The 24118-nt window shown below is 51.5% G+C and carries 24 protein-coding genes; 19 read left to right on the top strand and 5 right to left on the bottom strand.

Going from position 1 to position 24118, the window contains the following annotated elements; all coding sequences use genetic code 11:
- The first annotated feature begins 115 nt into the window (after positions 1–115).
- The 5 genes from ABXS88_RS10575 to ABXS88_RS10595 all read left to right on the top strand — a co-directional run bounded on the left by ABXS88_RS10575 (position 116) and on the right by ABXS88_RS10595 (position 4489).
- Positions 116–232, top strand: coding sequence for a photosystem II reaction center protein I (locus ABXS88_RS10575; protein ID WP_353672012.1), 117 nt, complete (start codon positions 116–118; stop codon positions 230–232).
- Between the two features lie 146 nt (positions 233–378).
- On the top strand, positions 379–2667 hold the full coding sequence (locus ABXS88_RS10580) for a DUF3769 domain-containing protein (RefSeq protein WP_353672013.1): 2289 nt from the start codon (positions 379–381) through the stop codon (positions 2665–2667).
- 17 nt (positions 2668–2684) lie between these two features.
- The gene (locus ABXS88_RS10585; protein WP_353672014.1) at positions 2685–2954 is read left to right on the top strand and encodes a hypothetical protein; all 270 of its coding nucleotides are present in this window, start codon (positions 2685–2687) and stop codon (positions 2952–2954) included.
- 44 nt (positions 2955–2998) lie between these two features.
- A complete protein-coding gene (locus ABXS88_RS10590; RefSeq protein ID WP_353672015.1) occupies positions 2999–3457 on the top strand; it encodes a DUF29 domain-containing protein in 459 nt (152 codons plus the stop codon).
- 126 nt (positions 3458–3583) lie between these two features.
- Complete coding sequence (locus ABXS88_RS10595; RefSeq protein WP_353672016.1) at positions 3584–4489, top strand: S1 RNA-binding domain-containing protein; 906 nt, start codon at positions 3584–3586, stop codon at positions 4487–4489.
- Between the two features lie 40 nt (positions 4490–4529).
- Here ABXS88_RS10595 and ABXS88_RS10600 read toward each other — a convergent pair whose 3' ends face one another.
- Positions 4530–5417, bottom strand: coding sequence for an alpha/beta fold hydrolase (locus ABXS88_RS10600; RefSeq protein ID WP_353672017.1), 888 nt, complete (start codon positions 5415–5417; stop codon positions 4530–4532).
- A gap of 51 nt (positions 5418–5468) precedes the next feature.
- Positions 5469–5813 (bottom strand): histidine triad nucleotide-binding protein, encoded by a 345-nt coding sequence (locus tag ABXS88_RS10605; protein ID WP_353672018.1) that lies wholly within the window; start codon positions 5811–5813, stop codon positions 5469–5471.
- 285 nt (positions 5814–6098) lie between these two features.
- Between ABXS88_RS10605 and ABXS88_RS10610 the strand changes: the two genes are divergently transcribed.
- Together ABXS88_RS10610 and rfbB are read left to right on the top strand one after the other, a co-directional pair.
- Complete coding sequence (locus ABXS88_RS10610; protein WP_353672019.1) at positions 6099–9155, top strand: EAL domain-containing protein; 3057 nt, start codon at positions 6099–6101, stop codon at positions 9153–9155.
- 36 nt (positions 9156–9191) lie between these two features.
- A complete protein-coding gene (gene rfbB / locus ABXS88_RS10615; protein WP_353672020.1) occupies positions 9192–10268 on the top strand; it encodes a dTDP-glucose 4,6-dehydratase in 1077 nt (358 codons plus the stop codon).
- Positions 10269–10278: 10 nt separating this feature from the next.
- On the opposite strand, the gene ABXS88_RS10620 is transcribed toward rfbB, so the two are convergent.
- Positions 10279–10686 carry a DUF1824 family protein gene (locus ABXS88_RS10620; RefSeq protein WP_353672021.1) on the bottom strand — a complete coding sequence of 136 codons (408 nt, stop codon included), beginning with the start codon at positions 10684–10686 and terminating at the stop codon, positions 10279–10281.
- Positions 10687–10726: 40 nt separating this feature from the next.
- The gene (gene pap, locus ABXS88_RS10625; RefSeq protein ID WP_353672022.1) at positions 10727–12220 is read right to left on the bottom strand and encodes a polyphosphate:AMP phosphotransferase; all 1494 of its coding nucleotides are present in this window, start codon (positions 12218–12220) and stop codon (positions 10727–10729) included.
- Positions 12221–12276: 56 nt separating this feature from the next.
- On the opposite strand from pap, the gene galE reads away from it, so the two are divergent.
- The 8 genes from galE (at position 12277) to hemH (ending at position 19487) form a co-directional block, all read left to right on the top strand.
- Positions 12277–13281 (top strand): UDP-glucose 4-epimerase GalE, encoded by a 1005-nt coding sequence (gene galE, locus ABXS88_RS10630; protein ID WP_353672023.1) that lies wholly within the window; start codon positions 12277–12279, stop codon positions 13279–13281.
- Between the two features lie 70 nt (positions 13282–13351).
- Entirely contained in the window at positions 13352–14368 is a 1017-nt protein-coding gene (locus ABXS88_RS10635; protein ID WP_353672024.1) for a hypothetical protein, read from the top strand.
- Between the two features lie 108 nt (positions 14369–14476).
- Positions 14477–15253, top strand: a complete 777-nt coding sequence (gene fabI, locus ABXS88_RS10640; protein WP_353672025.1) for an enoyl-ACP reductase FabI — start codon at positions 14477–14479, stop codon at positions 15251–15253.
- A 9-nt stretch (positions 15254–15262) separates the two neighbouring features.
- Positions 15263–15772, top strand: coding sequence for a tetratricopeptide repeat protein (locus ABXS88_RS10645; RefSeq protein ID WP_353672026.1), 510 nt, complete (start codon positions 15263–15265; stop codon positions 15770–15772).
- 21 nt (positions 15773–15793) lie between these two features.
- Positions 15794–16219 carry an EVE domain-containing protein gene (locus ABXS88_RS10650; RefSeq protein ID WP_353672027.1) on the top strand — a complete coding sequence of 142 codons (426 nt, stop codon included), beginning with the start codon at positions 15794–15796 and terminating at the stop codon, positions 16217–16219.
- A gap of 153 nt (positions 16220–16372) precedes the next feature.
- A complete protein-coding gene (locus ABXS88_RS10655) occupies positions 16373–17536 on the top strand; it encodes a GuaB3 family IMP dehydrogenase-related protein (protein WP_353672028.1) in 1164 nt (387 codons plus the stop codon).
- A gap of 115 nt (positions 17537–17651) precedes the next feature.
- On the top strand, positions 17652–18215 hold the full coding sequence (locus ABXS88_RS10660) for a DUF3172 domain-containing protein (protein WP_353672029.1): 564 nt from the start codon (positions 17652–17654) through the stop codon (positions 18213–18215).
- A gap of 108 nt (positions 18216–18323) precedes the next feature.
- The gene (gene hemH, locus ABXS88_RS10665; RefSeq protein ID WP_353672030.1) at positions 18324–19487 is read left to right on the top strand and encodes a ferrochelatase; all 1164 of its coding nucleotides are present in this window, start codon (positions 18324–18326) and stop codon (positions 19485–19487) included.
- Here the strand turns inward: hemH and ABXS88_RS10670 are convergent.
- Positions 19423–20439 carry a WD40 repeat domain-containing protein gene (locus ABXS88_RS10670; protein WP_353672031.1) on the bottom strand — a complete coding sequence of 339 codons (1017 nt, stop codon included), beginning with the start codon at positions 20437–20439 and terminating at the stop codon, positions 19423–19425. The genes hemH and ABXS88_RS10670 overlap by 65 nt on opposite strands.
- A 179-nt stretch (positions 20440–20618) precedes the next feature.
- Here ABXS88_RS10670 and rimI point away from each other — a divergent pair, with 179 nt between their 5' ends.
- The 4 genes from rimI to tsaE all read left to right on the top strand — a co-directional run bounded on the left by rimI (position 20619) and on the right by tsaE (position 24094).
- Entirely contained in the window at positions 20619–21134 is a 516-nt protein-coding gene (gene rimI / locus ABXS88_RS10675) for a ribosomal protein S18-alanine N-acetyltransferase (protein WP_353672032.1), read from the top strand.
- A gap of 336 nt (positions 21135–21470) precedes the next feature.
- Complete coding sequence (locus ABXS88_RS10680) at positions 21471–23195, top strand: AarF/ABC1/UbiB kinase family protein (protein ID WP_353672033.1); 1725 nt, start codon at positions 21471–21473, stop codon at positions 23193–23195.
- A 57-nt stretch (positions 23196–23252) separates the two neighbouring features.
- A complete protein-coding gene (locus tag ABXS88_RS10685; protein ID WP_353672034.1) occupies positions 23253–23609 on the top strand; it encodes a hypothetical protein in 357 nt (118 codons plus the stop codon).
- 5 nt (positions 23610–23614) lie between these two features.
- Complete coding sequence (tsaE, locus tag ABXS88_RS10690; protein WP_353672035.1) at positions 23615–24094, top strand: tRNA (adenosine(37)-N6)-threonylcarbamoyltransferase complex ATPase subunit type 1 TsaE; 480 nt, start codon at positions 23615–23617, stop codon at positions 24092–24094.
- Positions 24095–24118: the final 24 nt, after the last annotated feature.

Genomic DNA, 24118 nt, shown 5'->3' on the forward strand with positions numbered 1-24118 from the left:
CAAAGCCGCAGGGGATGGCCCTGATTCTAACGCTGACGAGGAGCCGAAATAGGGTACAGTAAGGCAAGGTAGCATATCATCCCCGTCCATAATCATCATTTTTTAAGGAGCACCTATGTTAACCCTCAAAATTGCGGTCTACATCGTTGTTGGCTTTTTTATCTCTCTCTTTATCTTTGGTTTTCTCTCCAGCGATCCCACCCGTAACCCCGGTCGCAAAGACTTTGAATAGGCATCCACAAACATTACTGGCCTTGAGTTACGCTAGACAGCAGGGACGAGAACGTTCTCGTCCCAGTTGCTTTTTTGGCACAATCTTTAGCCAAATCAGTCTTCATTACTGCTAAATATTGACTGTTAGTCGCCCCGTCGATCTAGATGCCCCCCTTTGTTGTCCCTCCTCCCCCGGCCCAAGTACAGTACGTCAGTCCAAGGGAAACGGATACCCGTCTCGTTGCTGAAACAAGAGGATCGTCTATATCGCCCATTCCTGCTGAGGTTCCTACGGTTGTAGAGTATCATTACGCCGCTCCCAAACCGACTCTATCTTCTCCCCTTCCTCCCCCAGCCCAGGCCCAGCAACTAGGACAACCCCTCTCAGTCCACACGGAGGGCACCCAGGGATGGAAGCCATCCTCGACAACACTCCAGCCCATTGTTGGCCTTGGTCAGGCCCAGCGCCTAGTAACCCAAGCTCGGCAGGGTACGTCCCAGGAATTTGTTATTACTCCTGAAAATCCCTCACCAGCACCAGCCGTCAAACCCGCCCCCCCTCCAGAAGTGGTGGAACTCATTTCTGACCAACAAGAATACGATAGTGAACGCCAAATCGTTACCGCCACCGGGAATGTGGTGATGCGGTTTACCAATGGGGTGCTGCTGGCCGACCGCCTACAGGTTAACTTGCCGGATCGTTTTGCCGTGGCTGAAGGCAATGTCACCTTAGAGCGAGGCGACCAAACGCTTAAGGGCCAACGTTTTGAGTATTTTTTTGTGTTGAATAAGGGGGTCATCTATCAGGCCAACGGGGATATCTACCAACCGACAACCGGCCGGGATCTGTCCCCCACCCTCCCCACCGACCCTGGGGGTAGTATTATTTCTGGCAGTACTCTCAATGAACGCTTGGCCGCCAATCAGCCCGTCCAGAATATTACGGCAACGGATGGCTTGGGAGTAGCGGTCGGTGGCGGTCTTAGCCTTAATCAATTCGGGACTGCAGGGACTCCCGGTACGTCTGGGGGCCAGGTCAATCGTCTGCGCTTCCAGGCCGAGCGAGTTGATTTTGATGCTGATGGTTGGAATGCCAAGAAAGTCCGGATTACCAATGATCCCTTCTCACCACCAGAGTTAGAAGTTCAGGCGGAAACCGCAGACTACTATAATGTGGCGCCCCAAGTCGATGAGGTGAAACTCAGTGGTTCTCGGGTTTTACTTGACCAAACGACCTCTCTCCCCTTCCAAGATCGTCTAACCATCGACCGTCGTGACCGGCAGCCAGGGGTTCTCAGCATCGGCTATGATGGCCAAGACCGGGGCGGGTTATTTATCCAATCGGGCTTTACGCCCATTGATACCAAGCAGGTTCGTTTCCAAGTCAAGCCCCAGTACCTGATTCAAAAGGCCCTTTTTCCCGATGCCTTTCCCCAGGCCAATCAGAGTGAATCGACAGTGTGTGCCCTTTGTCCTTCGGTTTTTGGCCTGATTACGGACCTGGATGTCAGCTTCAACGAGCGGATGCGGTTGATCAATACCCTTAATTTTTCTAACCTCAATCTTGATGAAGTAGACAATTCCCTGCGGGCTAAATTGGCCCTGCAAAATAAAATTGGGCCGATGGATAATCCCCACGACCTGCGGGTGGAATACAATTACCGCGAACGTCTTTTCAATGGTTCCTTAGGCTTTCAAACTGTAAACCAAAGTCTAGGGGCAGTCTTAGTCTCTCCCACCATCAACTTGGGCGACCCTAGTTTTCGTCTCAGTTATCAATTTTCCATCCAAGACATTCAGGCCGACACTGATCAGGCCGCTCTCCTGAGTCCTAATCGGGAAAATAACCTAGTCACCCTCCTACGCTACCAAGGGGCCGCTTCCATCAATAAGGATTTTCTTCTCTGGGCTGGAACCCAGTTACCCCTGACACCAGAAGAAGGCCTGCGTTATTCTCCACGCCCCGTGGTTCCCTACCTATCCCTAACAACGGGGCTCACAGGGGTTAGTAGTTTTTATAGCGATGGCAGTACTCAGCCGTCCCTAACCGGCAGCATTGGCTTATTTGGCCAGTTTGGTCATTTTTCCCGGTCCTACCTCGACTATACCGGCTTCAATATTACCTACTTCCAAGGCATTCGGGGGGAGGTATCGCCTTTTCTGTTCGACCGTTTTGCGGATACCCAAGTGTTGACCTGGGGCCTGACTCAACAGGTTTATGGCCCCCTCCGTGTCGGCATTCAGAGCGCCTATAGTATTGATGCCAACAAGGAAATCAGTACAGATTACTTTTTAGAGTATAGTCGGCGTACCTACAATTTACAGTTGCGTTACAATCCCCAACTCCAAGTGGGTTCGATTAATCTTCGCATTAGTGATTTTAACTGGAGCGGCAATCCCGGCACCTTTGAAGGCACAGACATCCGTCCAGTTATTCAAGGCGTTACTCGTTAGAATAAGAAAAGAAGCCTATGCAACTATCTAAACTTGAAAAAGTAGACTTAAGGGAAATTTGGAAACATGAAGCATTAGATTTTACAATTTGGCTTGCACAAGCAGAAAATATTGGTTCATTAAGTGATACAATAGAAGTGAATATTTCTATCATTCAGACTAAAGCAAGCATTGGAAAGTTCAATATCGATATACTGGCAGAAGAAGAAAATACTAGTAGAAAGATAATTATTGAAAATCAGCTTGAATTTACCGACCATGACTACCTAGACAAGCTTATTACCTAGTGCGTCGGGATTAAATGCAGAAATAATTATTTGGATTGTTAAAAATGCACATAAAGACTAGTCTCTATGAACAAGATTTTTACGCCTGGACACAATCCCAGGCAGAAGCCTTAGCCCATAGGCAAATTTCAAATTTAGACTGGCAAAACCTACAGGAGGAAATTTCAGCCTTGGGACGGCAAGAATACCGAGAAATAGTAAGTCGTTTAACCGTTCTGTTAGGGCATTTACTCAAATGGGAATTACAACCAGAAAAACGGTCTCGGAGTTGGTTTTTAACCATTCGTGAACAACGACGCTCAATTCGTCGTCACCTCAAACAAAATCCCAGTCTAAAGGCTCGATTACCCGAAGCCCTAGAAGAAGGATTTGAAGCCGGGACGGATCTGGCTTTACGTGAAACGGGCCTACCGATTCGTATTTTTCCTTTGGTCTGTCCCTATCCATTAGAACAAGTTTTGCAAGATTATTTTCTCTGTGACACAACTCAGGACTGGGATTAATCAAGATTGTTTATTGGTTAGAGAGGTAGAACAAAAGATTTAGCTAACTTGTCAGTTGGTTAGGTATTCACTGACAAAGCTTGGTAAGATATAAGACTGATTATTTATTGAAACAATTCCCTGACTATGGCCCCTTCTTCCAAAGCGACGGCTTTTTCACACGATGATTTTGCTAAAGCCTTAGAACAACACGACTACCACGCAGAAAAAGGGCAGACCGTACGAGGGAAAGTTTCCCAGCATACGTCTGATGGGGCCTATGTTGACTTTGGCGGAAAATCACCAGGGTTTTTACCCCTGCGAGAAGTGGGCCTTAATGCCGTACCCGTCCTTGAAGAAGAACTCCCCCTGGGTAGTGAATGGGATTTTCTGGTGATTAGTGAACAAAATGCTGATGGTCAGGTTCAGCTTTCTCGGCGTCAACTCCAACTCCAAGAAGCCTGGGATAATATCGCCAGCGCGGCGGAACAGGGTAAAGCGCTTGAACTGTTGGTCACAGGGGTCAATCGCGGTGGAGTCACGGGAGATGTGGCTGGTTTGCGGGGCTTTATTCCTCGTTCTCATTTAGTCGAAAAAGACAACCCCGAGGGGTTAGTGGGCCATGTTCTAACTGCTGAGGTGCTAGAGGCAGATCCAGACCGCAATAAGTTGGTATTATCTCAACGGAATCAGCTCAAAGCGGCGGCCATGAGCCAGATCGCGAAGGGGAGTATTGTGGCTGGACGGGTGGTCAAAATCCAACCCTACGGCATTTTTGTGGATCTGAATGGGGTGACAGGCCTATTGCACATTACCCAAATCAGTGGCGTTCGGATTAGTGACCTCAATACATTGTTTACCTATGGCCAAGGTATTCAAGTCATGGTTCTAGACATTGATGAGTACAAAAACCGTATTTCCCTCACGACGAAAATTCTAGAGGCCTATCCCGGAGAATTGGTGGAGAAATACGAGGAAATGATGGCGGATGTCCCCAACCGTATTGCCGATATTCAGGCCAAGTTAGCCCAGGCAGAAGCCCAAAAGGATTAAGTCCCAGGCCTCTGACCGATGGGTTAACCAAGCCGTCGAATTAACCGAAGGTTTGGATCAGCCAAGTCTGTAAAAGGGGATTAACTAGCTCGGGCGTATCATCGTGGGGACAATGGCCCGAATTGAGATAATGCTCCGTGAGGGAGGGGTAGAATTGTCGGAATTTTTCTCCCCGTTCCCGGGCCTTCATCCAGGGGTCATGCTCGCCCCACAACACTAATAGCGGTGACTGTAAACGTTCCAATAAATGATCAACGGCTTCTCCCTGGGGCGTTTTGAAGACAGAGGCGAAGACCTGGGCGGCGCCGGGGTCGCAGGACGGCTGATAAATTTCCTCTACGAGACGGTCGGTAATGGCGGTCTGATTGACGTAGACCTTCTGGAGGGTTTTACGAATATTGCCCTTGCGCCGCACGTATTGAAAAAGCAAGTTACTAGCCCAATCCTGAAGCAGGAGATTTTTGAGAAACTGCTGGACGGGGTTAGGTTGGCGGGGATGGAGTTGATCACTAAAGGGGCCAGCACTATTGAGGAGTACCACGCCGGCAACCTGTTCAGGATGATTGGCCCCGGCACAGAGGGCCGCGTAGCCGCCTAGGGAATTGCCCGCCACGACAGTCTTTTGGCCAATCACTTGTTCGATAAAGTCCTTTAACTGGGCCTGCCAGAGGGCGCCACTATAGGCTAAGGCCGGTTTTGCGGAGCGGCCAAAACCCAGGAGGTCAATGGCCCAAACTTGAAAATCCTGTTGGAGTTCGACGATGGTTTTGCGCCAGTGGTCGGTGGAGGCCCCAAAGCCGTGAACCAAGAGTAGCGGCGGACGCGAAGAGGCGGTCGAACCCGCTTGCACGTAATAGATAGAGTGTCCTTGCCACTGCCAAGTATTACCTGGAAAAGATTGGGCCAGCATGGGGGAAACCGCTTGCATATTGTTAAGAAATGTTAAGGATTTACCCCCTATCTTAGCCCATGGGGAGGCCTAGCCGGGGGGCCAAGCCAAGGGTCGATTGCCCAGGATATGACAGTGGAGATGATCAACGGTTTGACCAGCATCTGGGCCATTGTTGATCACCAGTCGATAGCCTCGGGTCAGACCGAGTTGCTCTGCTACGGTCTTGGCCTTGAGCAGGAGATGGCCCAGTAAGGCCTGATCAGCATCAATGGCGGCATCGAGTTGGGGAATGGGCTGTTTGGGAATTAGTAAGACATGAACGGGAGCCTGGGGATTCACATCCCGAAAGGCTAAGCAGAGGTCATCTTCGTAGACGATATCGGCGGGAATTTCACGGCGGATAATTTTGCTAAAAATCGTGTCGCTACCCATGGCAATCTCAAAAAAAGTCTTCAACAGTGTAACAATGGATGCAAAGAGGCGAAAACTTCACTTTTAAATGCGAATAGCAATCTCCTCCAATTAATACACCCCCTGAATTCCTAATCTAATACATTCTTTTAATTCCATTCTTATTTCGGTGTGGGTCAAACTATATAAATGTCTATTCGGATATGGATTAAAAAACTATTAAATGTCCTTTCTCAGGGGCCCCCTTCCTCCAATGACTCTCTTCCTGCCATTCTCCCTCCCTCACTGCCAGGGCTGATTTCATCGTTGCCACGGTCAACCACCGGTGAGGCTTCCTCGGTCGCAGACTTATCCGTACCAGAGTTGTATCGTTACCAGGGGGCTATTGCCGAACTGAGTCAACAAGGCATTGCCGCACGGGATCTGTATCCTTTTTTTGATGAAACAGCCCGCATTCTCCAGCAGACCTTAGCTGTCGATTGTGTTGCTTTGTGGGAGTTACTACCCAATCGCTCTGCCTTTCTACTTTCTGCTGGCCAGGGCTGGCCCAAGGGAGTTGTCGGTTCCTACACCATTGATGGTAGTCATCGCTCCTTTACGGGCTATACCCTGCGCCTGAACCAAGACCGTTCTATGTCATCCTACGAGGCGGTAGTGGTGGAAGACCTACGGGTAGAGACGCGCTTTCGGGCCTCGCCGCTGCTCCATAACAGACATCTCATTAGTGGCATCAATGTGGTGATTCCCACGCCCAAAGGCCCCTTTGGCGTTCTGGGGGTCTACAGTAATGCTTCTCGGCGATTTACCTCCGCTGAAGCCAACTTTCTGATTGTCGTTAGTCACATTTTAGCCGCGGCCATTGAACGGCAGGAGGATGAAGCCAAGCTCCAACTCCTCGAACGGGCCGTTAATGCGAGCCAAAATGGCATTTTAATTATTGATGCCTTGGAATCTAGTAATCCGATTATCTATGCGAATCAGGGTTTTGAGACCATTACTGGCTATAGCCGTCAGGAGGCCATCGGCCGGAGTTGTCGTTTTTTGCAAGGCCAAGACCGCCAGCAACCGGAAATTGATATTTTGCGTCAAGCCATTGCCCAGGGGCAAGAATGCAATGTGAGTCTCCGCAACTATCGCAAGGACGGGCAATTATTTTGGAATCGTCTCCACATTTCTCCCGTCCACGACAACAATGGGTGTCTGACCCACTTTATTGGCATCCAAACCGACATCACCGACTACAAACAAGCCGAGGCCCAACTACGCGATAGTGAGGCCCGGTTACAGGGTATTGTGAGCACGATCTCCGATGGCTTACTGGTTGTAACTCCCACAGGGATAATTAAGTTCGTTAATCCGGCCGCTGAGCGATTGTTTTGTCGGTCGAAAGTAGAATTACTAGAACAATATTTTGGCCTCCCCGTGGCCCAAGGAACGGCGACAGAAATTGAACTTACGTCCCCCACGGGCCAATTAACCATGGCAGCCATGCGGGTGGTCGATATTACTTGGGAACAGGCTCCTGCTTTTTTGGTCTCCCTACGAGATATCACTGAGCAATACCGAGTCACCCAGGCCTTGGCGGAAAGTGAAGAACGGCTAGAGGGTGTTTTAGGCTCGATTCAAGATGTGGTCTGGTCTACCGCCGCCGTAACCCGAGAGGTTCTGTATCTCAATCCGGCTACGGCTGAAGTCTATGGTCGTCCCGTGACCGATTTCTATCAGGACCCCCAGCTCTGGTCGGCTCTCATCCACCCAGACGATCGGTTACTCATGGAATATGGCCTGCAGAGCTTGCTAGAGCAGGGCCATCTGGAAATTGAGTACCGGATTCTGCGACCAAACGGGGAAATTCGTTGGCTCCTGCGCCGAGCCAGAGTAGTCCGAGATGACGAAGGCAATCCCCTGCGTCTCGATGGCATCGATAGTGACATTACCGAACGGAAGCTAGCCGCAGAACAACTCCACTACAGTGCGACCCACGATACGCTCACCCATCTCCCCAACCGTCTGTTCTTTCTGAATCGCTTAGAACATGCTCTCCAGCGTCACCGCCGTCATCCCGATTTTAATTTCGCAGTCTTGTTTCTCGATTTAGACAGTTTCAAGGTGATTAATGACAGCCTGGGCCATGCTTGCGGCGATCTATTGCTCCAGGAAATTGCCCAGCGGCTTAAGAGTTGTCTCCGGCCAGAGGATACTCTTGCCCGTCTTGGGGGGGATGAATTTACCATGCTGATTGAGGAGATTCACACGATTCAGGATGTTGTTTTGATTGCTGAGCGCATTCACCGAGCACTTTTTCGCCCTCTCAATCTCCATGGCCAGGAAATTTTCACCAATACCAGCATTGGCATTGCCACCAGTCACATCTTCTACCGCCGTCCCGAAGATATCCTCCGGGATGCCGATACCGCCATGTACCAAGCCAAGGCCAAGGGCAAAGCTTGCTACGTCGTTTTTGACCAGGCCATGCACCACAATGCGGTTTTACGCCTACAGCGGGAGAGTTCCCTCCGCCGGGCCCTCGAACGCCGAGAACTGGAACTCCATTATCAACCGATTATTAACCTGGATACCGGCCAACTATCAAGTCTTGAGGCCTTAGTTCGTTGGCGACATCCGGAAGAAGGCTTGATTATGCCCAGTCATTTCATTGACATTGCGGAGGAAACCGGCCTGATTATTCCCATCAGTCAATGGATTTTAGAAGAAGCTTGTGCCCAAACCTTGGCCCTGCAAGCGGAACTTTCTGCCTGGCACGACCTCACTATCAGTGTTAATGTGTCGAGCCGACATATGCGTAACCGCGATTTACTAGAGGATATTGATCGAGTGTTGGCCCTGACACATCTCCGGCCCCAATCTCTCAAGCTTGAAATCACTGAAACCCTACTGATGGATAATCTAGAATTGGCCACGGAGGTCTTGCTGGAACTACGCAAGCGAGATATTAGTATTTCTCTAGATGATTTTGGTACAGGCTACTCTTCCCTGAGCTATCTTCATCGTTTTCCCATCAATACGATCAAGATAGACCGCTCCTTTGTCAGCGATATGCAGCCCCATAGTGAAAATGCGGAGATTGTGCGCACCATTATTACCCTAGCCCATAGCCTCAACCTCGACGTGATCGCCGAAGGCGTTGAAACGGAATTACAATTAGCCCAATTGCATTGGTTGGCCTGTGACCAGGGCCAGGGCTTTTTCTTCTCTCCCCCCATTCCGGGCCCTCTCTTGAGCCAGACCCTCAGGGCCAAATTTATTGACCACAATCCTCTCAGGCATCTGAAGAGTACTCCCGGTTATCTGTGGCCGAACGGTTCTTCTCCCTCACGGGTAGATAAATTAGCCGAGGCTTGAGATAATACCGAGTGATCTTTCGCGGCCTTGATTCTCATGGCATTTCACCATCTTCTCGTCACGGGTGGGGCCGGTTTTATTGGTGCCAATTTTGTCCATCATTGGTGTCGCCGCTATCCCCAGGATCGTTTGGTCGTCCTAGACGCCTTGACCTATGCCGGCAATTATCAAACCCTCGCTCCTCTGGCAGGTCAGGCCAATTTTCGCTTTGTGCAAGGGGATATTAATGACCAACGCCTCGTGAACGAAATTCTAGAACAGGAAGCGATTACGGCCGTTGTTCATTTTGCCGCTGAATCCCATGTAGATCGCTCGATTTTAGGCCCTGTGGCCTGTGTCCAGACCAACGTGGTGGGCACGTTTAATCTACTGGAATGTTTTCGTCAGTATTGGTTGCAACAGGGCCAAGCCGACCAGTTTCGTTTTCTCCACATCTCAACGGACGAGGTTTTTGGCAGTTTGGCCCCCACGGATCCAGCCTTTACCGAAACCACGGCCTACGCCCCCAACAGTCCTTACTCCGCCTCCAAGGCCGGTAGCGACCACCTCGTCCGGTCTTATTTCCACACCTACGGCCTACCGACCCTGATCACCAACTGCTCCAATAATTATGGCCCTTACCACTTCCCCGAAAAGTTAATTCCCCTGATGTGTATTAACATTTTGCAGGGTAAGCCCCTGCCGATTTACGGCGATGGTCAAAACGTACGGGATTGGCTCTACGTGGAAGACCATTGCCGGGCCTTGGAAACCGTCCTCCGTCAGGGCCAACCCGGAGAACGCTACAACATTGGCGGCAATAATGAAGTCAAGAATTTAGACTTAGTTTATCTGCTCTGTCAATTAATGGATGAATTGGCCCCCCAATTGCCGGTAAGGCCCTGCCAACAACTGATCACCTTTGTCAAAGACCGGCCGGGCCACGACCGACGCTACGCCATTGATGCCAGCAAAATTCGGCGGGAGTTGGGCTGGGAACCCCAGGTCACTGTCGAAACTGGCCTGCGGAAAACGGTGCAGTGGTATTTAGACAATGAGGATTGGTGGCGGCCCCTCCTCTCGGCAGAATACCAGGCTTATTATCAACAGGCCTACGATTTAGATCCCAAATAATCCCTAAAACCTAACGGTTTTCAAACAGATCGAGGGGGAAATAACCATAGGTTCCGTTAATTGCTTCGCTGTCACTCTGAAAGGCGATCAGCACCCCCCGGTAGGGGCCATCGTAACTATCCAGGTAGGGGCTTTGTTTTTGGGTATTGAATTTGACATAAACCGGCCCGGAGCCTTGCTCTAAGGAATTCAGCACCAGATTGCTGTAACCCAGGGCCTGGAGATAACTGGCCAAGGCCTGTTGCGCTTCCTGGACGGTCTCGGCACAGATGCCTAAATTTTCGGACTCGGATTCCTGACAAACCAAGGTAATGGCCTGGCGCAGTGCCTGCTTTTCGGCCTCATTCTGGGGAATTTTGGGCGTGAGGCAACTGTAGCTTTTCAGTAAATCGAGGGCTTGCTGGAGTTCAGAAATCATAGTAAACGTAAGGGTGGGATAACCAGCTGATTCTAGGGCATTATACTCGGCGTTTTAACTCGGCCTTCACGGCATCGATAATCGTTTGAATTACCTGGACTCGGGCGTAGTATTTATCGTTGGCGGGAACTACCGTCCAGGGAGCCGCCGGGGTACTGGTGCGAGCAATCATCTGATTAATGGCCACGTCGTAGAGGGGCCATTTTTCCCGGTTGCGCCAATCTTCATTCGTCAGCTTGTACTGCTTAAAGGTATTTTTTTCCCGTTCCTGAAACCGCCGGAGTTGTTCCTCGGGGCTAATGTGCAAAAAGAATTTAACAACAACGTAGCGGCCCGTGGCGAGTTGAGCCTCAAACTCATTAATTTCCCGATAGGCCCGACGCCATTCCAGTTCGCTTGCAAAGCCTTCGATACGCTCCACCATCACCCGGCCATACCAACTGCGGTCAAAAATACCAATTCCCCCCCCAGCCGGTAACTTACGCCAAAAACGCCAGAGATAATGATAGCGCGCCTCCTCTTTACTGGGGGCCGAAAAAGCGTTAACTTGATAACTGCGAGGGTCGAGGGTATCGGTTAGGCGTTTAATTACCCCCCCCTTGCCTGCGGCATCCCAGCCTTCAAAGAGGGCCACCACCGGAATTTTGTGTTGATAAATTTGAACTTGTAAGCGGCGTAGCTCGACCTGGGCTTCTCGCAGTTGTCCAGAGTAATCTTCGGCTTTGAGATGTCGAGTCAAGTCTACTTTGGCTAAAAAGTTGGGCTCTGTTGGTAGGAGTTCTGTCTGAGGAGGCGGTGGCAGGTGTTCGGCCCGCGGTAGTTTGAGATTATCTAAGGCTTGAACAATGACGGCCACTAGTTGCGACAGCACTTTGACGCGGGCCCAGCGCTCACAATTGCCCTCTACTAAAACCCAAGGAGCATTTCCCGTACTGGTGTAGGTCAGCATTTCCTCCGCTAGGGCGCAGTACTCATCGTAATGTTTTTCCTGTTGCCAATCCTCTGGGCGCACTCGCCAGGATTCCAACTCATCGGCCTCATAGCGCTTGAGGCGCTTTTTCAATTCTTTGCGGCTGAGGTGAATCCAGAATTTAGCAATGGCGACCCCATCATCTACCAATTGATGCTCAAAGGCGTTGATGTCACGCATTTGCAGAGGGGCCTGGCTCGGTGTCACCCGGTTAAAAAGGCGCTCCTCTAGACAGTTGGTGTACCAACTATGATAGAAAAAACCGAGACTACCTTTGGGGGGAATTTTGCCCCAAAAACGCCACAGAAAAGGATAAAGGCGTTCCTGTTCCGTGGCCGTAAAGGTGGGATTAACGCGAAATCCCCGGGGATCCATGTAGTTGGTGATTTTCTTGAGTAGCGTTCCCTTGCCCGCGGCGGCCCAACCTTCTAGCACGACAATCACCGGCACTTGTTCTTCCCAGCAGGTCTGCTGGAGGGAACGCAATTGACGCATTAAATCTTCAATTTGGCCCTGGTAATCATCTTTACTTAAGCGGAGGTCTAGGTCGAGGGTGTCTAGCATCGGGATACAAAAGTCGGGAATAATGGGGAGGGAATTTCTCAAGTATAGAGACGATTATGGTAGAGCCACCCACAATTCTGGTGACGGGAGGGGCCGGTTACATTGGAGCCCATGCGGTTAAGGCCCTCCAGCAAGCCGGCTATCGGGTGTTAGTGCTGGATAACCTGTCCTACGGCCATGCCGAACTCCTGGTGCCACTGGGGGCTGAACTGATTGTGGGGGATACCCATGACCGCCCCTTGCTCGACCGTATTTTTCAGGACTATACCATTGCTGCCGTCATGCACTTTGCGGCCTTTATCGCGGTTGGCGAATCGGTACACCATCCCGCGATTTACTACCGTAATAACGTGCTCGGGAGCTTGACCCTGCTGGAGGCCATGCTGGCGGCCGAGGTCAAAAAATTTGTCTTTTCCTCCACCTGTGCAGTTTATGGCCTCCCCCAGGCCATTCCCATGACAGAAGAGCATCCCATTAATCCCCTCAGTCCCTACGCCACCAGTAAACGCATGGTGGAACAAATACTAGCGGATTTTGATCAGGCCTACGGCCTCAAGTCAGTCATTTTCCGTTATTTCAATGCCTCCGGGGCCGACCCAACCGGCCAACTGGGAGAAGACCACTATCCTGAAACCCATCTGATTCCCCTGGCCTTGCTAACGGCCCTGGGCCACCGTTCCCATCTTTCTCTTTTTGGCACGGATTACGATACCCCTGATGGAACAGCAATTCGAGACTATATCCATGTCTGTGATCTAGCCGATGCCCACATTCTGGGTCTGCAATATCTTTTGAAAAACGGCGATAGTGAGGTGTTTAACCTAGGTAATGGCAATGGTTTTTCGGTGCGGGAGGTGATTCAAACCGCTGAGCAAGTGACCGGCCTCCCTATTCCTGTCGTCGAATCTCCCCGTCGGGCCGGTGATGCTCCCGTTCTAGTTGGTAGTAGTACTAAAGCCCGAGAGATACTGGCCTGGCAACCCCAGTACGCAGAGCTAGAAACCATCATTGGCCATGCCTGGCAATGGCATCAACAACGCCACCCAAAATCAAAATCGTGAATCAAAATGGAAACTAAAGCCCTAGGGATTCCATCTCTAAGCTTATAGTTCTCTCTATGTCCCTGCCTCCATGAGTAACGCTGATTTCTTTTCCCTCTTCTCCGCCGATGAGCCGAGTCACCATGAGCACGCTGCTGACCTCAACTCATCCCTTCAAGAAATGGGGTTAGAACTCGATGCTGAAGCCGATGATTTTGAGGCCATGTTTGACCACCTTGGCCTAGAAGAAGACCCGGAAATGGAACTATTGGCCCTGGTAGAGCAGACTACACAAAAAACCGCGCCTTCTCTGATTCCGCCCTTTTTCCAGGCCCATCAGGCCCTTCAACAAAAAGTCCAAATTCTAGAATTGGCCCTGGCGGAGGCCGAACAACAACTCTCAGGTCAAGACCGCCGTACCCAGAGTAATGATGATTTAATTCAACAGCAGGCTGAGGCCCTGAAAACCGCTCAAGAGCAGTTGGCCCATACGGTGGCCGAACTGACGGTCTATCAACAGGAAGCCCAGCATCAACAATTCCAAGTGGAAACCCTCGCAGAAGACCTGGCTCGCAGTCAACAACAAGTCCAAGAATTCGAGCAGGAATGCCAACGCCTCCGTCAAGACCAAGCACTCCAGTCCCAACAGATGGCGGCCCTAGAGCATCAGACCCAAGACCTCCAAGCTCGTCTCCAACGCCAACAACGCTACACCCTCCAGTACAAGTCAGCGCTGGAACAGTGTCTAACTCAGCCAAATTTCCAACCCTCTTCGGATATTGCCAGCGCCATTGCCGCCCTGACGGGCAAACTCTCCGAAATTCGGCCCTGGTCGAGCTCTCCCTCAACAACTTCCCCAGACCTAGCTGAATCGGAGTCCCCGCTGGTTCCCAGCGTCGCGGCAGTAGAGAGCCCACCGCCGACCCTAGAAACATTGCCTGTCACTGAACCGGCCCTGGCCATTCCATCCTATCTAGCCCCAGAGGTGACTCCTCTGCCAGCCCGCCCAGCTCGGGAAAAACTCAGTTTTTCGATCCAACCCCAAAAAACATCTCGTCGGCCCATCGATCTGCCTCGTTTCCTCTCCCAATCGGCTCCCCAGGCCTAGAAGTCGGTCTTGGATATGCTGGGTCATTACCCCAGGGGCGTATAGTAATAGATTGGGCCCCTGGCCATTTCAGGGCCTTGAGGGATTACTGCGTTCTACAAAAATAGTATGTTAAATCTGAAGGGAAAAACGGCATTTGTCACAGGGATTGCCAATAATCGCTCCATTGCGTGGGGCATTGCCCAACAACTCCACCAGGCGGGGGCCGAATTGGCGGTTACTTTTTTACCCGATGACAAGGGACGGTTTGAAAAAAAAGTCCGGGAGCTAGTAGAGCCCCTCAATCCAGCCTTGATTTTGCCCTGTGATGTACAGCAGGAAAGCCAGATCGACGATTGCTATCAGGCCATTCAGGAAAAATGGGGCCGGCTCGATATCTTAGTCCATTGCCTCGCCTTTGCCGACAAGGAAGGCCTGACGGGCAACTTCACGGATATTTCCCGAGCGGCCTTTAGCCAGGCCCTGGAGATTAGTACCTATTCCCTGGGGCGCTTAGCCCAGGGGGCCAAACCCCTAATGACCGAGGGGGGCAGTATCCTGACCCTTTCCTACCTCGGCGGCGTTAAGGTGATTCCCAATTACAACTTGATGGGGATTGCCAAGGCCGGCCTAGAAATGAGTGTTCGCTACCTGGCCGCTGAACTTGGCCCCCACAACATTCGTGTCAACGGCATTTCCGCTGGCCCCATCCGCACCCTGGCATCCTCGGGGGTGGGCGGTATTTTAGACATGATTCACCACGTCGAAGAAAAGGCCCCCCTACGCCGCACCGTCAGTCAGTTAGAAGTGGGCAATACAGCGGCCTTTTTGGCCAGTGATCTCGCCAGTGGGATTACCGGACAAATCATCTATGTCGATGCGGGTTACGAGATTACCGGCATGTAGGCCCTGGCCATGAGCGACTCCTCTGCCAGTTTTCGAGAACAATTTCAAGCGGGCCGAGACGCCTTTGAGCGGGGGCAATACCGCCAGAGTATTACGGCCTTTGAAGCGGCCCTGAAGCTTACCAGTCTGGGCTCACGAGAAGGGGGAGAAACTCAACTCTGGTTAGTCATGGCCTACCAGGCAGCGGGGGATTTAAGTGAAGCGAGAAATCTCTGTCGTAAGCTAACCCGGCACCCCGATCCCGACTGTCGCAAGCAGAGTAAGCAAGTATTGTATATTCTGGAGGCCCCCCGTCTGGCTCGGCCTAAGGAGTGGCTAACAGAAATTCCTGATCTCAGCCAAACAGAGGGCCAACGCCCAGCCTATGTGCAATTTCAACGGGCCAAAAAAGAAAAGCCGCCGCCATCCCCTATTTATTTTGAGGATACTAGTCGCATAAATACGCGGGACAATGGTTTTATTCTGGTTGCCATTGCCCTAGCCGTGGTGCTTATCGGTGGTCTAATCTGGTTTGCTTAGGGAAAAAGGAGCGTTGTTGCTATGGCCTACTGGCTCTTTCAAGGAAATCCCAAATACTATCGCATCCAGGATGCTATCCGAGATTTGGATACAATGCCCTGGTTAGTCACTCGCTATGCTTCAGAAATCCAAGCGGGAGATGGTGTCTTGGTGTGGATTGCAGGACCAGAAGCCGGGATCTATGCCTTGGCAGAGATTATTGCCGCTCCCCAGGTTTTAACCAACATCCCTGATCAAAATTATTGGCTGATACCGGGAAATCAGCGGGCTGATAAGCCCCGGGCCTACCTTCGTTTTACTCGTAAACTATTGGGCCAACCCCTCCGCCGCCACGAACTCAAGCAAGACCAGGTGCTAAAACATCTACTGGTCATCAAGGCCCCGAACAGTACTAATTTTCGAGTCACACCAGAGCAGTGGGCACGCATACACCACCTTAAAGGGTAGGGGTCATAGAAAATAAATAGAGCATTGGTTTTTATCTCGTTTTGGTATTTTGTAGCTTGTATGACAGCTCCGGTGGGTAAGGGCCGACCTAGAGGTTAGCTAAGAGCGAAAAAATTTGATACCCTAGGCAAATACTTTGGGAAATCAAACAGCGTGACTATTACAATTGGACGGGGAAAAACCGCTCGTCGAGCCTACGGAATCGATGAAATTGCACTGGTCCCCGGAGTGCGTACTTTAGACCCTGTCTTAGCTAATACTCACTGGCATATTGGTGGTATCGAACGACAAATTCCTATTATTGCCAGCGCCATGGATGGTGTGGTAGACACCAAAATGGCCGTTCTCCTGTCTGAATTGGGGGCCTTGGGGGTTCTCAATCTAGAAGGCATTCAAACTCGCTACGAAGACCCTAATCCCGTCCTAGATCGGATCGCGTCCGTGGGCAAATCAGAGTTTGTTGGCTTGATGCAAGAACTCTATGCAGAGCCGATTAAGCCTGAGTTAATTCACAAGCGTATTACCGAAATTAAGGCCCAAGGGGGCATTGCCGCCGTCAGTCTGACCCCTGTGGGCGCGGCCAAATTTGCTTCGGTTGTAGCCGAGGCCCAAGCCGATCTGCTGTTTATTCAAGCCACGGTTGTCTCCACGGCTCATCTTTCGCCCGAATCGGTGCCAGTATTAGACTTGGCCAAGCTTTGCCAAGAAATGCCCATGCCCGTCATCCTGGGTAATTGCGTCACCTATGAAGTCACCCTAGAGTTAATGAGAGCCGGGGCGGCAGCTATTTTGGTCGGTATTGGGCCAGGGGCCGCCTGTACTTCCCGTGGAGTCTTAGGCGTCGGTGTTCCCCAGGCGACAGCGGTGGCGGATTGTGCGGCCGCCCGCGATGATTACCAGGCCGAGACCGGCCGCTATGTGCCGGTTATTGCCGATGGTGGCATTATTACCGGTGGTGATATCTGTAAATGTATTGCCTGCGGGGCCGATGCCGTCATGATTGGCTCTCCCATTGCCCGAGCCGCTGAAGCCCCCGGACGGGGTTTCCACTGGGGGATGGCCACCCCCAGTCCTGTTTTACCCCGAGGTACTCGGATTAATGTGGGCACGACGGGAACGATCCGCGAAATTCTAACCGGGCCCGCTAAGTTAGATGATGGCACTCACAACCTACTCGGGGCCCTGAAAACCAGTATGGGAACCCTGGGAGCCAAGGACATCAAAGAAATGCAACAGGTCGAAGTGGTCATTGCGCCCTCCCTGTTGACCGAGGGCAAAGTTTACCAAAAGGCCCAGCAGTTGGGCATGGGTAAATAAACGACTTCCATCCAGCACTGGCCAGGGATTGTTGGAGGTCAGGCCTCAGCCCTCCTCCTCTTCCCTCGCTGAATCTTGAGCCCTGCTAGCTCATCCCCCCATCCTCTCAATATCTATGGCCCGTAAACCGCCCCCCCGCTATACACCCCCTCGGGGTTATCCTCCAGAGCGAGACTACGATACTCCCCGCAATCAAAATAAATTTAATTTTAATTACGGTAGCTTGGCCCTGCTGGGAGGCATTTTTGTCCTCGGAATTGGGGTCGGTATTGGTTTTACGTCCACCGCTAGTTTTAGCCCTGAAAACGTTGCCTCTCGGGAAGTCATCGACCGCAGTGCCCCCAATACGGAACTCTGCATTCAATTTGGAGCCAGCGCCATTGTGACGGATATGCGGGTATTTGTCACCTTAAACCCTTTCAATGTCTATGTCACCCAACCCGTAATGCAACCCGGCTGTGTGTTGCGGCGTAGTAACTGGACAATTTTAGAGCAACAGAAATTAGTGGATGGCCAACAGGTCAATGATTGCCGCAACCGTATGAATACCTTCGGCTTTACCGGGCCCCTAGAGGGCAAGCCCAAGATTGATTGCATTTATCAAAACGAAGCCGCGGGCAATTTATTTATCAACCAACCGGGGGCGGTCGGGCCACGACCGGATACGGATAAATTCTAGTCCCTTCCATGCCGCTCCCTGAGCCGATCTGAGCGAAGACTTCCCTTTTGGCCAAATATTGTTAAACTTGGTAAAGAATCTGAACAAAAACCATTTATTTTTAATGCCATGGGTCGTGTTGGGGTATTGTTGCTCAATTTAGGAGGGCCGGAGAAACTAGAGGATGTCCGTCCTTTTCTCTTTAATCTCTTCGCAGACCCAGAAATTATTCGACTGCCCTTCCCCTGGTTGCAGAAACCCTTAGCCTGGCTCATTTCAACCCTCCGCAGTGCTAAGTCTCAAAAAAATTACGAACAAATTGGCGGCGGCTCTCCCCTTCTGCAAATTACCGAAGCTCAGGGAGAGGCCCTGGGCCAAAAATTAACGGAAATGGGCCAAAACGCCCACATTTACATTGGCATGCGCTATTGGCATCCCTTCACCGAGGAAGCCATGGCTCAAATTAAGGGAGACCAGATTCAGCAGTTGGTGATTTTGCCCCTCTATCCCCATTTTTCCATCAGTACCAGTGGCTCTAGCTTTCGTGTGCTAGAGGAATTGTGGAAGCAAGACCTCACTCTACAGCAGTTAGACTATACTTTGATTCCGTCTTGGTACGATCATCCAGGTTATCTCCAGGCCATGGCCGACCTGATTCAGCAAGAACTGGCCAAATTTCCCCAACCGGATCACGTGCATATTTTCTTCAGTGCCCACGGTGTTCCCCAAAGCTACGTCGATGAAGCCGGCGACCCCTACCAGGCAGAAATTGAGGCCTGTACTCGCCTGATCATGAAGACCCTGAACCGGCCCAATGCCCATACTCTGGCTTACCAAAGCCGAGTCGGCCCTGTAGAATGGCTCAAACCCTACACAGAAGATGCCCTGCATGAACTCGGTCAGGAAGGGATCAAGGATTTACTAGTAGTTCCCATTAGCTTTGTTTCGGAACACATTGAAACCCTCCAGGAAATTGATATTGAATATCGAGAAATTGCAGAGGAAGCGGGGATTTCCAATTTCCTACGGGTGCCGGCCCTCAATACCCATCCCGTTTTTATCAACGCTTTGGCCCAAATGGTGGTAGATTCTCTGTCCCAACCCCCCTGCACCTTTGAGACGGTTCCCCATCCCAAGAAAAATATGAAGATGTACCCCCAGGAACGTTGGGAGTGGGGCATGACAACGGCGGCCGAAGTCTGGAATGGCCGCTTGGCGATGCTGGGTTTTATTGCATTGATTCTGGAATTATTGAGTGGTCGAGGGCCGCTTCATTTTGTCGGTCTTCTGTAGGCAAATAATTGCCCCAGAGTCGAATCTGTCGGTCTTGGCCCCCAGTGACGAGATAACGGCCATCTCTGGATAGGGCCGCACACCAAATCCGTCCCTGGTGTTCCCGTTGCTGGTGAAAACAATGGCCCGTCTCCAGTTCCCAAAAGCGGATACTTTCGTCCCAACTGGCGGTGATAATGACGTGGTTGTCGGGGCTAACCAAAAGATCGGCAATACTTTTACTATGTCCACGCACAGTTTTACGGCATTTACCCTGACGGACATCCCAAATACTGATGGCTTTATTTTTACCTAGGGCCACAATTCGGCTGGCATCCTGGGTGATGACCGCCTTGTCAAATTGCTGAGAATGACTGGTCAAGACTTGGACACAGGCCCCCAAGTCTAAATCCCAGCAACGAATGGTGCCGTCCCAACTGCCACTGATTAGATAACGATTATCTGAGGTAAAGGTCAGACTATTGATATCCCCCTGATGGCCAACGAGTGGGCCAAGGTAATCTCCCGTTGGAAACTGCCAAAGGTGAATGTGATGGTTCCAATCCGCGCTGGCTAGGCAGGTCTCCGTAGAATTAATGGCTAAGCTACTAACCGGCTGTCTTGAGCCGAATGAATAGCCTTCGTTGAGGGATTGACGGGCCGGTAAATGCCGACATTGAATGGGTTCATCCCAGCTATAGGTGACCAGATACTCCTCCCTGGCAGAAATCCACAGGCCCTTAATTTGATGCAGGCCCGTTAGGGTGCGCAGACAATGGCCAGAGGCTAAATCCCAGATTTTAAGCGCGCCGTCCAAACTCCAACTATAGAGGTGCTCTCCCGTGAGACTCAGGGCCAGGGCATAGACAGATTTTTCATGGCCGGTTAGACAGCGTAGACAACGGAAGCGGGAGTAGTCAGGAGCTGGAGCCGTCATTAGCGAGGCGGAATAGGGCGCAACAGGGAACAGCATGGTAGCAGTCTCTAGGTTTGGTTTGAGATTGACCGAGTCAAAGAACCTGATCTTGAGAGTAAACCGCGCTTGCGGTTCTCGGCCATGGCAGAATACACAGTATCGGTAGTGGTTAGTCGATAACGCCCTAGCTCGTAGTGATTGACCAACCTCTGGCCTCAAAACTTGCCCTTGCTCCTGTGGTCAACCCTCCTGCCTTAACCACTGTCTATCATCTATCCTACGCCCAACGGGATGAGTTACCGGCCCTAGCCCAGCTTGACCAACAATGTCTAGGTGGCATGTGGACGCTAGCGGGCTACCAGCGGGAATGGGAAAGTCCCAACAGTGTTTTACTCCGCTTGACCCATCTGGCCAGCGGTGTTATTGGGGGCGGGGCCTTTTGGCAAATTTTAGAAGAGGCCCACATTACGCTGTTAATGATTCATCCCGATCACCAAGGGCAGGGCCTCGGTTCCCGGTTACTAGCGACGCTGTTGGCCCAAGCCGTGACTCGACAATTGGAGCGGGCGACGCTAGAGGTTCGTGTTTCCAATCAGCGGGCCCTGGCTCTCTACGAAAAGTTTGGCTTTCAAGTCGCCGGACGACGCAAAAAATATTATCCCGATACCCAAGAGGACGCCCTGATCCTCTGGCGTAATGGTCTCCAACATCCAAGCTTGGCCCAAGAATTATCGCCGTTTGGGCTGGCCTAGAGGTGTCATCGCCAATCTCGGAAGCCCGACGATACCACTGAGCTCACTGTCCCCTTACCAAGGGGAGGTGCCGGAGGCGGAGGGGTAAAAGTCTATCGCTTTAACTTGACGTGTTGGTATCTGCCCTTGTCATCATCCCCTGAGTCTATGGTTGGGATAGAAAAAAAGCGCTAGGGCGAGAAAACTGTAACGTTTTATTGCGATTTACCCGCCAGCAGAGAGAACCTTCTACAATCGCGGATATTTACAAATGTTAAGATTAAGAAACATAACAAGCTTTGTTTCTCACTTCTTTAAGTCACCTTAATATCCTCTTTACTGTCGTCCCTGTAACCTGTGTCTCCAACGACTGCTTCTGTTTCTAGCCCGCCCGCTGGTATTGAAGGGATTCGTATCTACGATCCCGCGGCCATCTCCCGTTACTACCGCTCTCGTCCCTGGCGACTCTTGGGACGGGCCCTGCTCATTTTAGGCTCCTTTCTTTGGTTTTTAGGAGGATTGCTGTGGGATCATTGGACGGGCCAAGGCGAGGCCCGCAAGGCCCAGCAGGCCAGCGATCTGCGAGAATTACTGACCCGTTTAGGGCCAACGTTTATCAAAGTGGGCCAGGCCCTCTCCACGCGTCCAGACCTGATCCGGCCCGATTTTCTAGAAGAACTAATTAAACTCCAGGATCAACTGCCCCCCTTCGACAATCAATTGGCCTTTGCTATTCTGGAACGGGAATTGGGCATGGCCGTGGATGAGGCCTATCGAGAAATTTCCCCCCACCCCGTTGCGGCCGCTAGTCTTGGCCAGGTATACCGAGCGGTGCTCTACAGCGGTGAAGAAGTGGCCGTTAAGGTACAGCGGCCCTATTTACGTCAAGTCTTAAGTTTAGATCTCTGTCTTTTGCGTTGGGGGGCCAGCCGCTTTGGTCGCTTTCTGCCCCTGAACTTGGGCCATGACCTGACCTTGATCGTGGATGAGTTTGGCATCAAACTCTTTGAGGAAATTGACTACCTCAACGAAGGCCATAACGCAGAAAAGTTTGCGGAAAATTTCCATGGAGATCCTGAAGTTAAGGTACCGGCCATCTATTGGCAGTTTAGTAGCCCCTTGGTACTGACCCTGGAGTGGATTCAGGGCTTTAAGCTGACCGAGACGGATAAAATTCGAGCGGCAGGCGTTGACCCCTACGCCATCGTCAAAATTGGGGTGACGTCCGGCCTGCGGCAACTGTTGGAACATGGCTTTTTCCACGCCGACCCCCATCCGGGGAACCTCTTCGCCACCCTCGACGGGCGCTTAGCCTACATTGACTTTGGCATGATGGACCAACTGGAAACCCAAACAAAGGAGACCCTGGCCAGTTCCGTGGTGCAATTGATTAACCAGGATTATGCGGCCCTGGCGGAGGACTTTGTCAGCTTGGGCTTCCTGGCCCCGTCCACGGATATTCGTCCCATTATCCCGGCATTAGAAAAGGTCTTGGGGAAGGCGATCGGCCAGAGTGTACGGGATTTTAACTTCAAGACGATTACCGATGAGTTTTCGGCCCTAATGTACGAGTATCCTTTTCGGGTACCGGCTAAGTTTGCCCTGATCATTCGTTCCCTCGTCACCCAGGAAGGATCGGCCCTGAGCCTCGACCCCAACTTCAAGATTGTGGAAGTCGCCTATCCCTACGTGGCCCGGCGTTTACTCACCGGCGAATCCCCCCAACTGCGGCGCCAACTGTTAAATGTACTGTTTAAAAATGGCAAGTTCCAGTGGCAACGTTTAGAAAGCATGATTGCTATCGCCCGTTCCGATAGTCAGTTTGACCTATTGCCCACGGCCCAGATGGGGTTCCAGTATCTGATGTCCGAAGAAGGGCTGTATCTGCGTCGTCAGCTACTATTGGCCCTAACGGAAGACGAACGATTGCATACGGCCGAGGTGCAACGACTCTGGGGCCTGATTAAGGATGAAATTAAACCTCAGCAGATCTTTTCCGTTGCCATTAATGCGATTCGAGATTTTTCCCTGACCGGGGTAACCACTCTGATTTCCCAAACGCCTGCCGGTTCTAGCCGCTAGGCCAGGGAGGCCAATTTGGTATGATGTCTGTTGGTTTATTTATTTCCTATTAATGCCATGTATTACTTGCCAGAACCCCCTTATTTTCTGGTCTTCGTCGGCCTCTTTGTCGGTATTACCTGTGGCCTGGCCTTTGAAGCGACCCTGAAACAAAAAGTAAGCACATGGCTGAAAACGCCCAATAGCAGTCTGCGGGATTTAGATCTACAGCTCCCTTTCCTCGGCATCTGTCTGGGGATTTGTGTCTTTCTCTCCTCGGGGGTGGAAATTTTCCTCGGCGATCGGTGGCTATCCTACGCCATCTCCTTGCCGGTCACGCTGTTTATCGCGGCTCTAGTCTGGCGACAATTGGATAGTTTGCTAAAACAACTCAAGGCCGGTGGGTCGCGGGCCATTGACCTCGATGCCTTTTAGTCACCATGCTTGATGGACAGTATGAAGTCCTCCTCGCCACGGCCCACCATACCCAGCGATTGGGCCAGGCCCTAGGCCAGGGCCTGCCAGCGGGGAGTGTGATTTTATTGAGGGGAGACCTAGGGGCCGGTAAAACCACCCTGGTTCAAGGCATTGGTGACGGCTTGGGCATTACCGAGCCCATTGTCAGTCCGACCTTTACCTTAATTAATGAATACCTCGAGGGCCGTCTGCCGCTCTACCACCTTGACCTCTATCGCTTGGCCCCGACGGAAGTGGCCCAGCTTTACCTGGAACAATATTGGCTTGGTCAGGATTATCCCCTCGGCCTCACCGCTATTGAATGGGCCGACCGCTTACCCCAACAGCCCGAGCAATGGCTGACGATTGAGCTTTATCCCTTCAATACAGGACGAGGGGCCAAGCTCATCTCCCCCTGGCTCGATCTAAAACCGCTCCTAACAAACGTTTTCTCCTTCCATTAATTTTGACTGTACTAACGGTGTTGG

This window comes from Synechocystis sp. LKSZ1, from assembly GCF_040436315.1.
Taxonomy (GTDB): Bacteria; Cyanobacteriota; Cyanobacteriia; order Cyanobacteriales; family Microcystaceae; genus Synechocystis.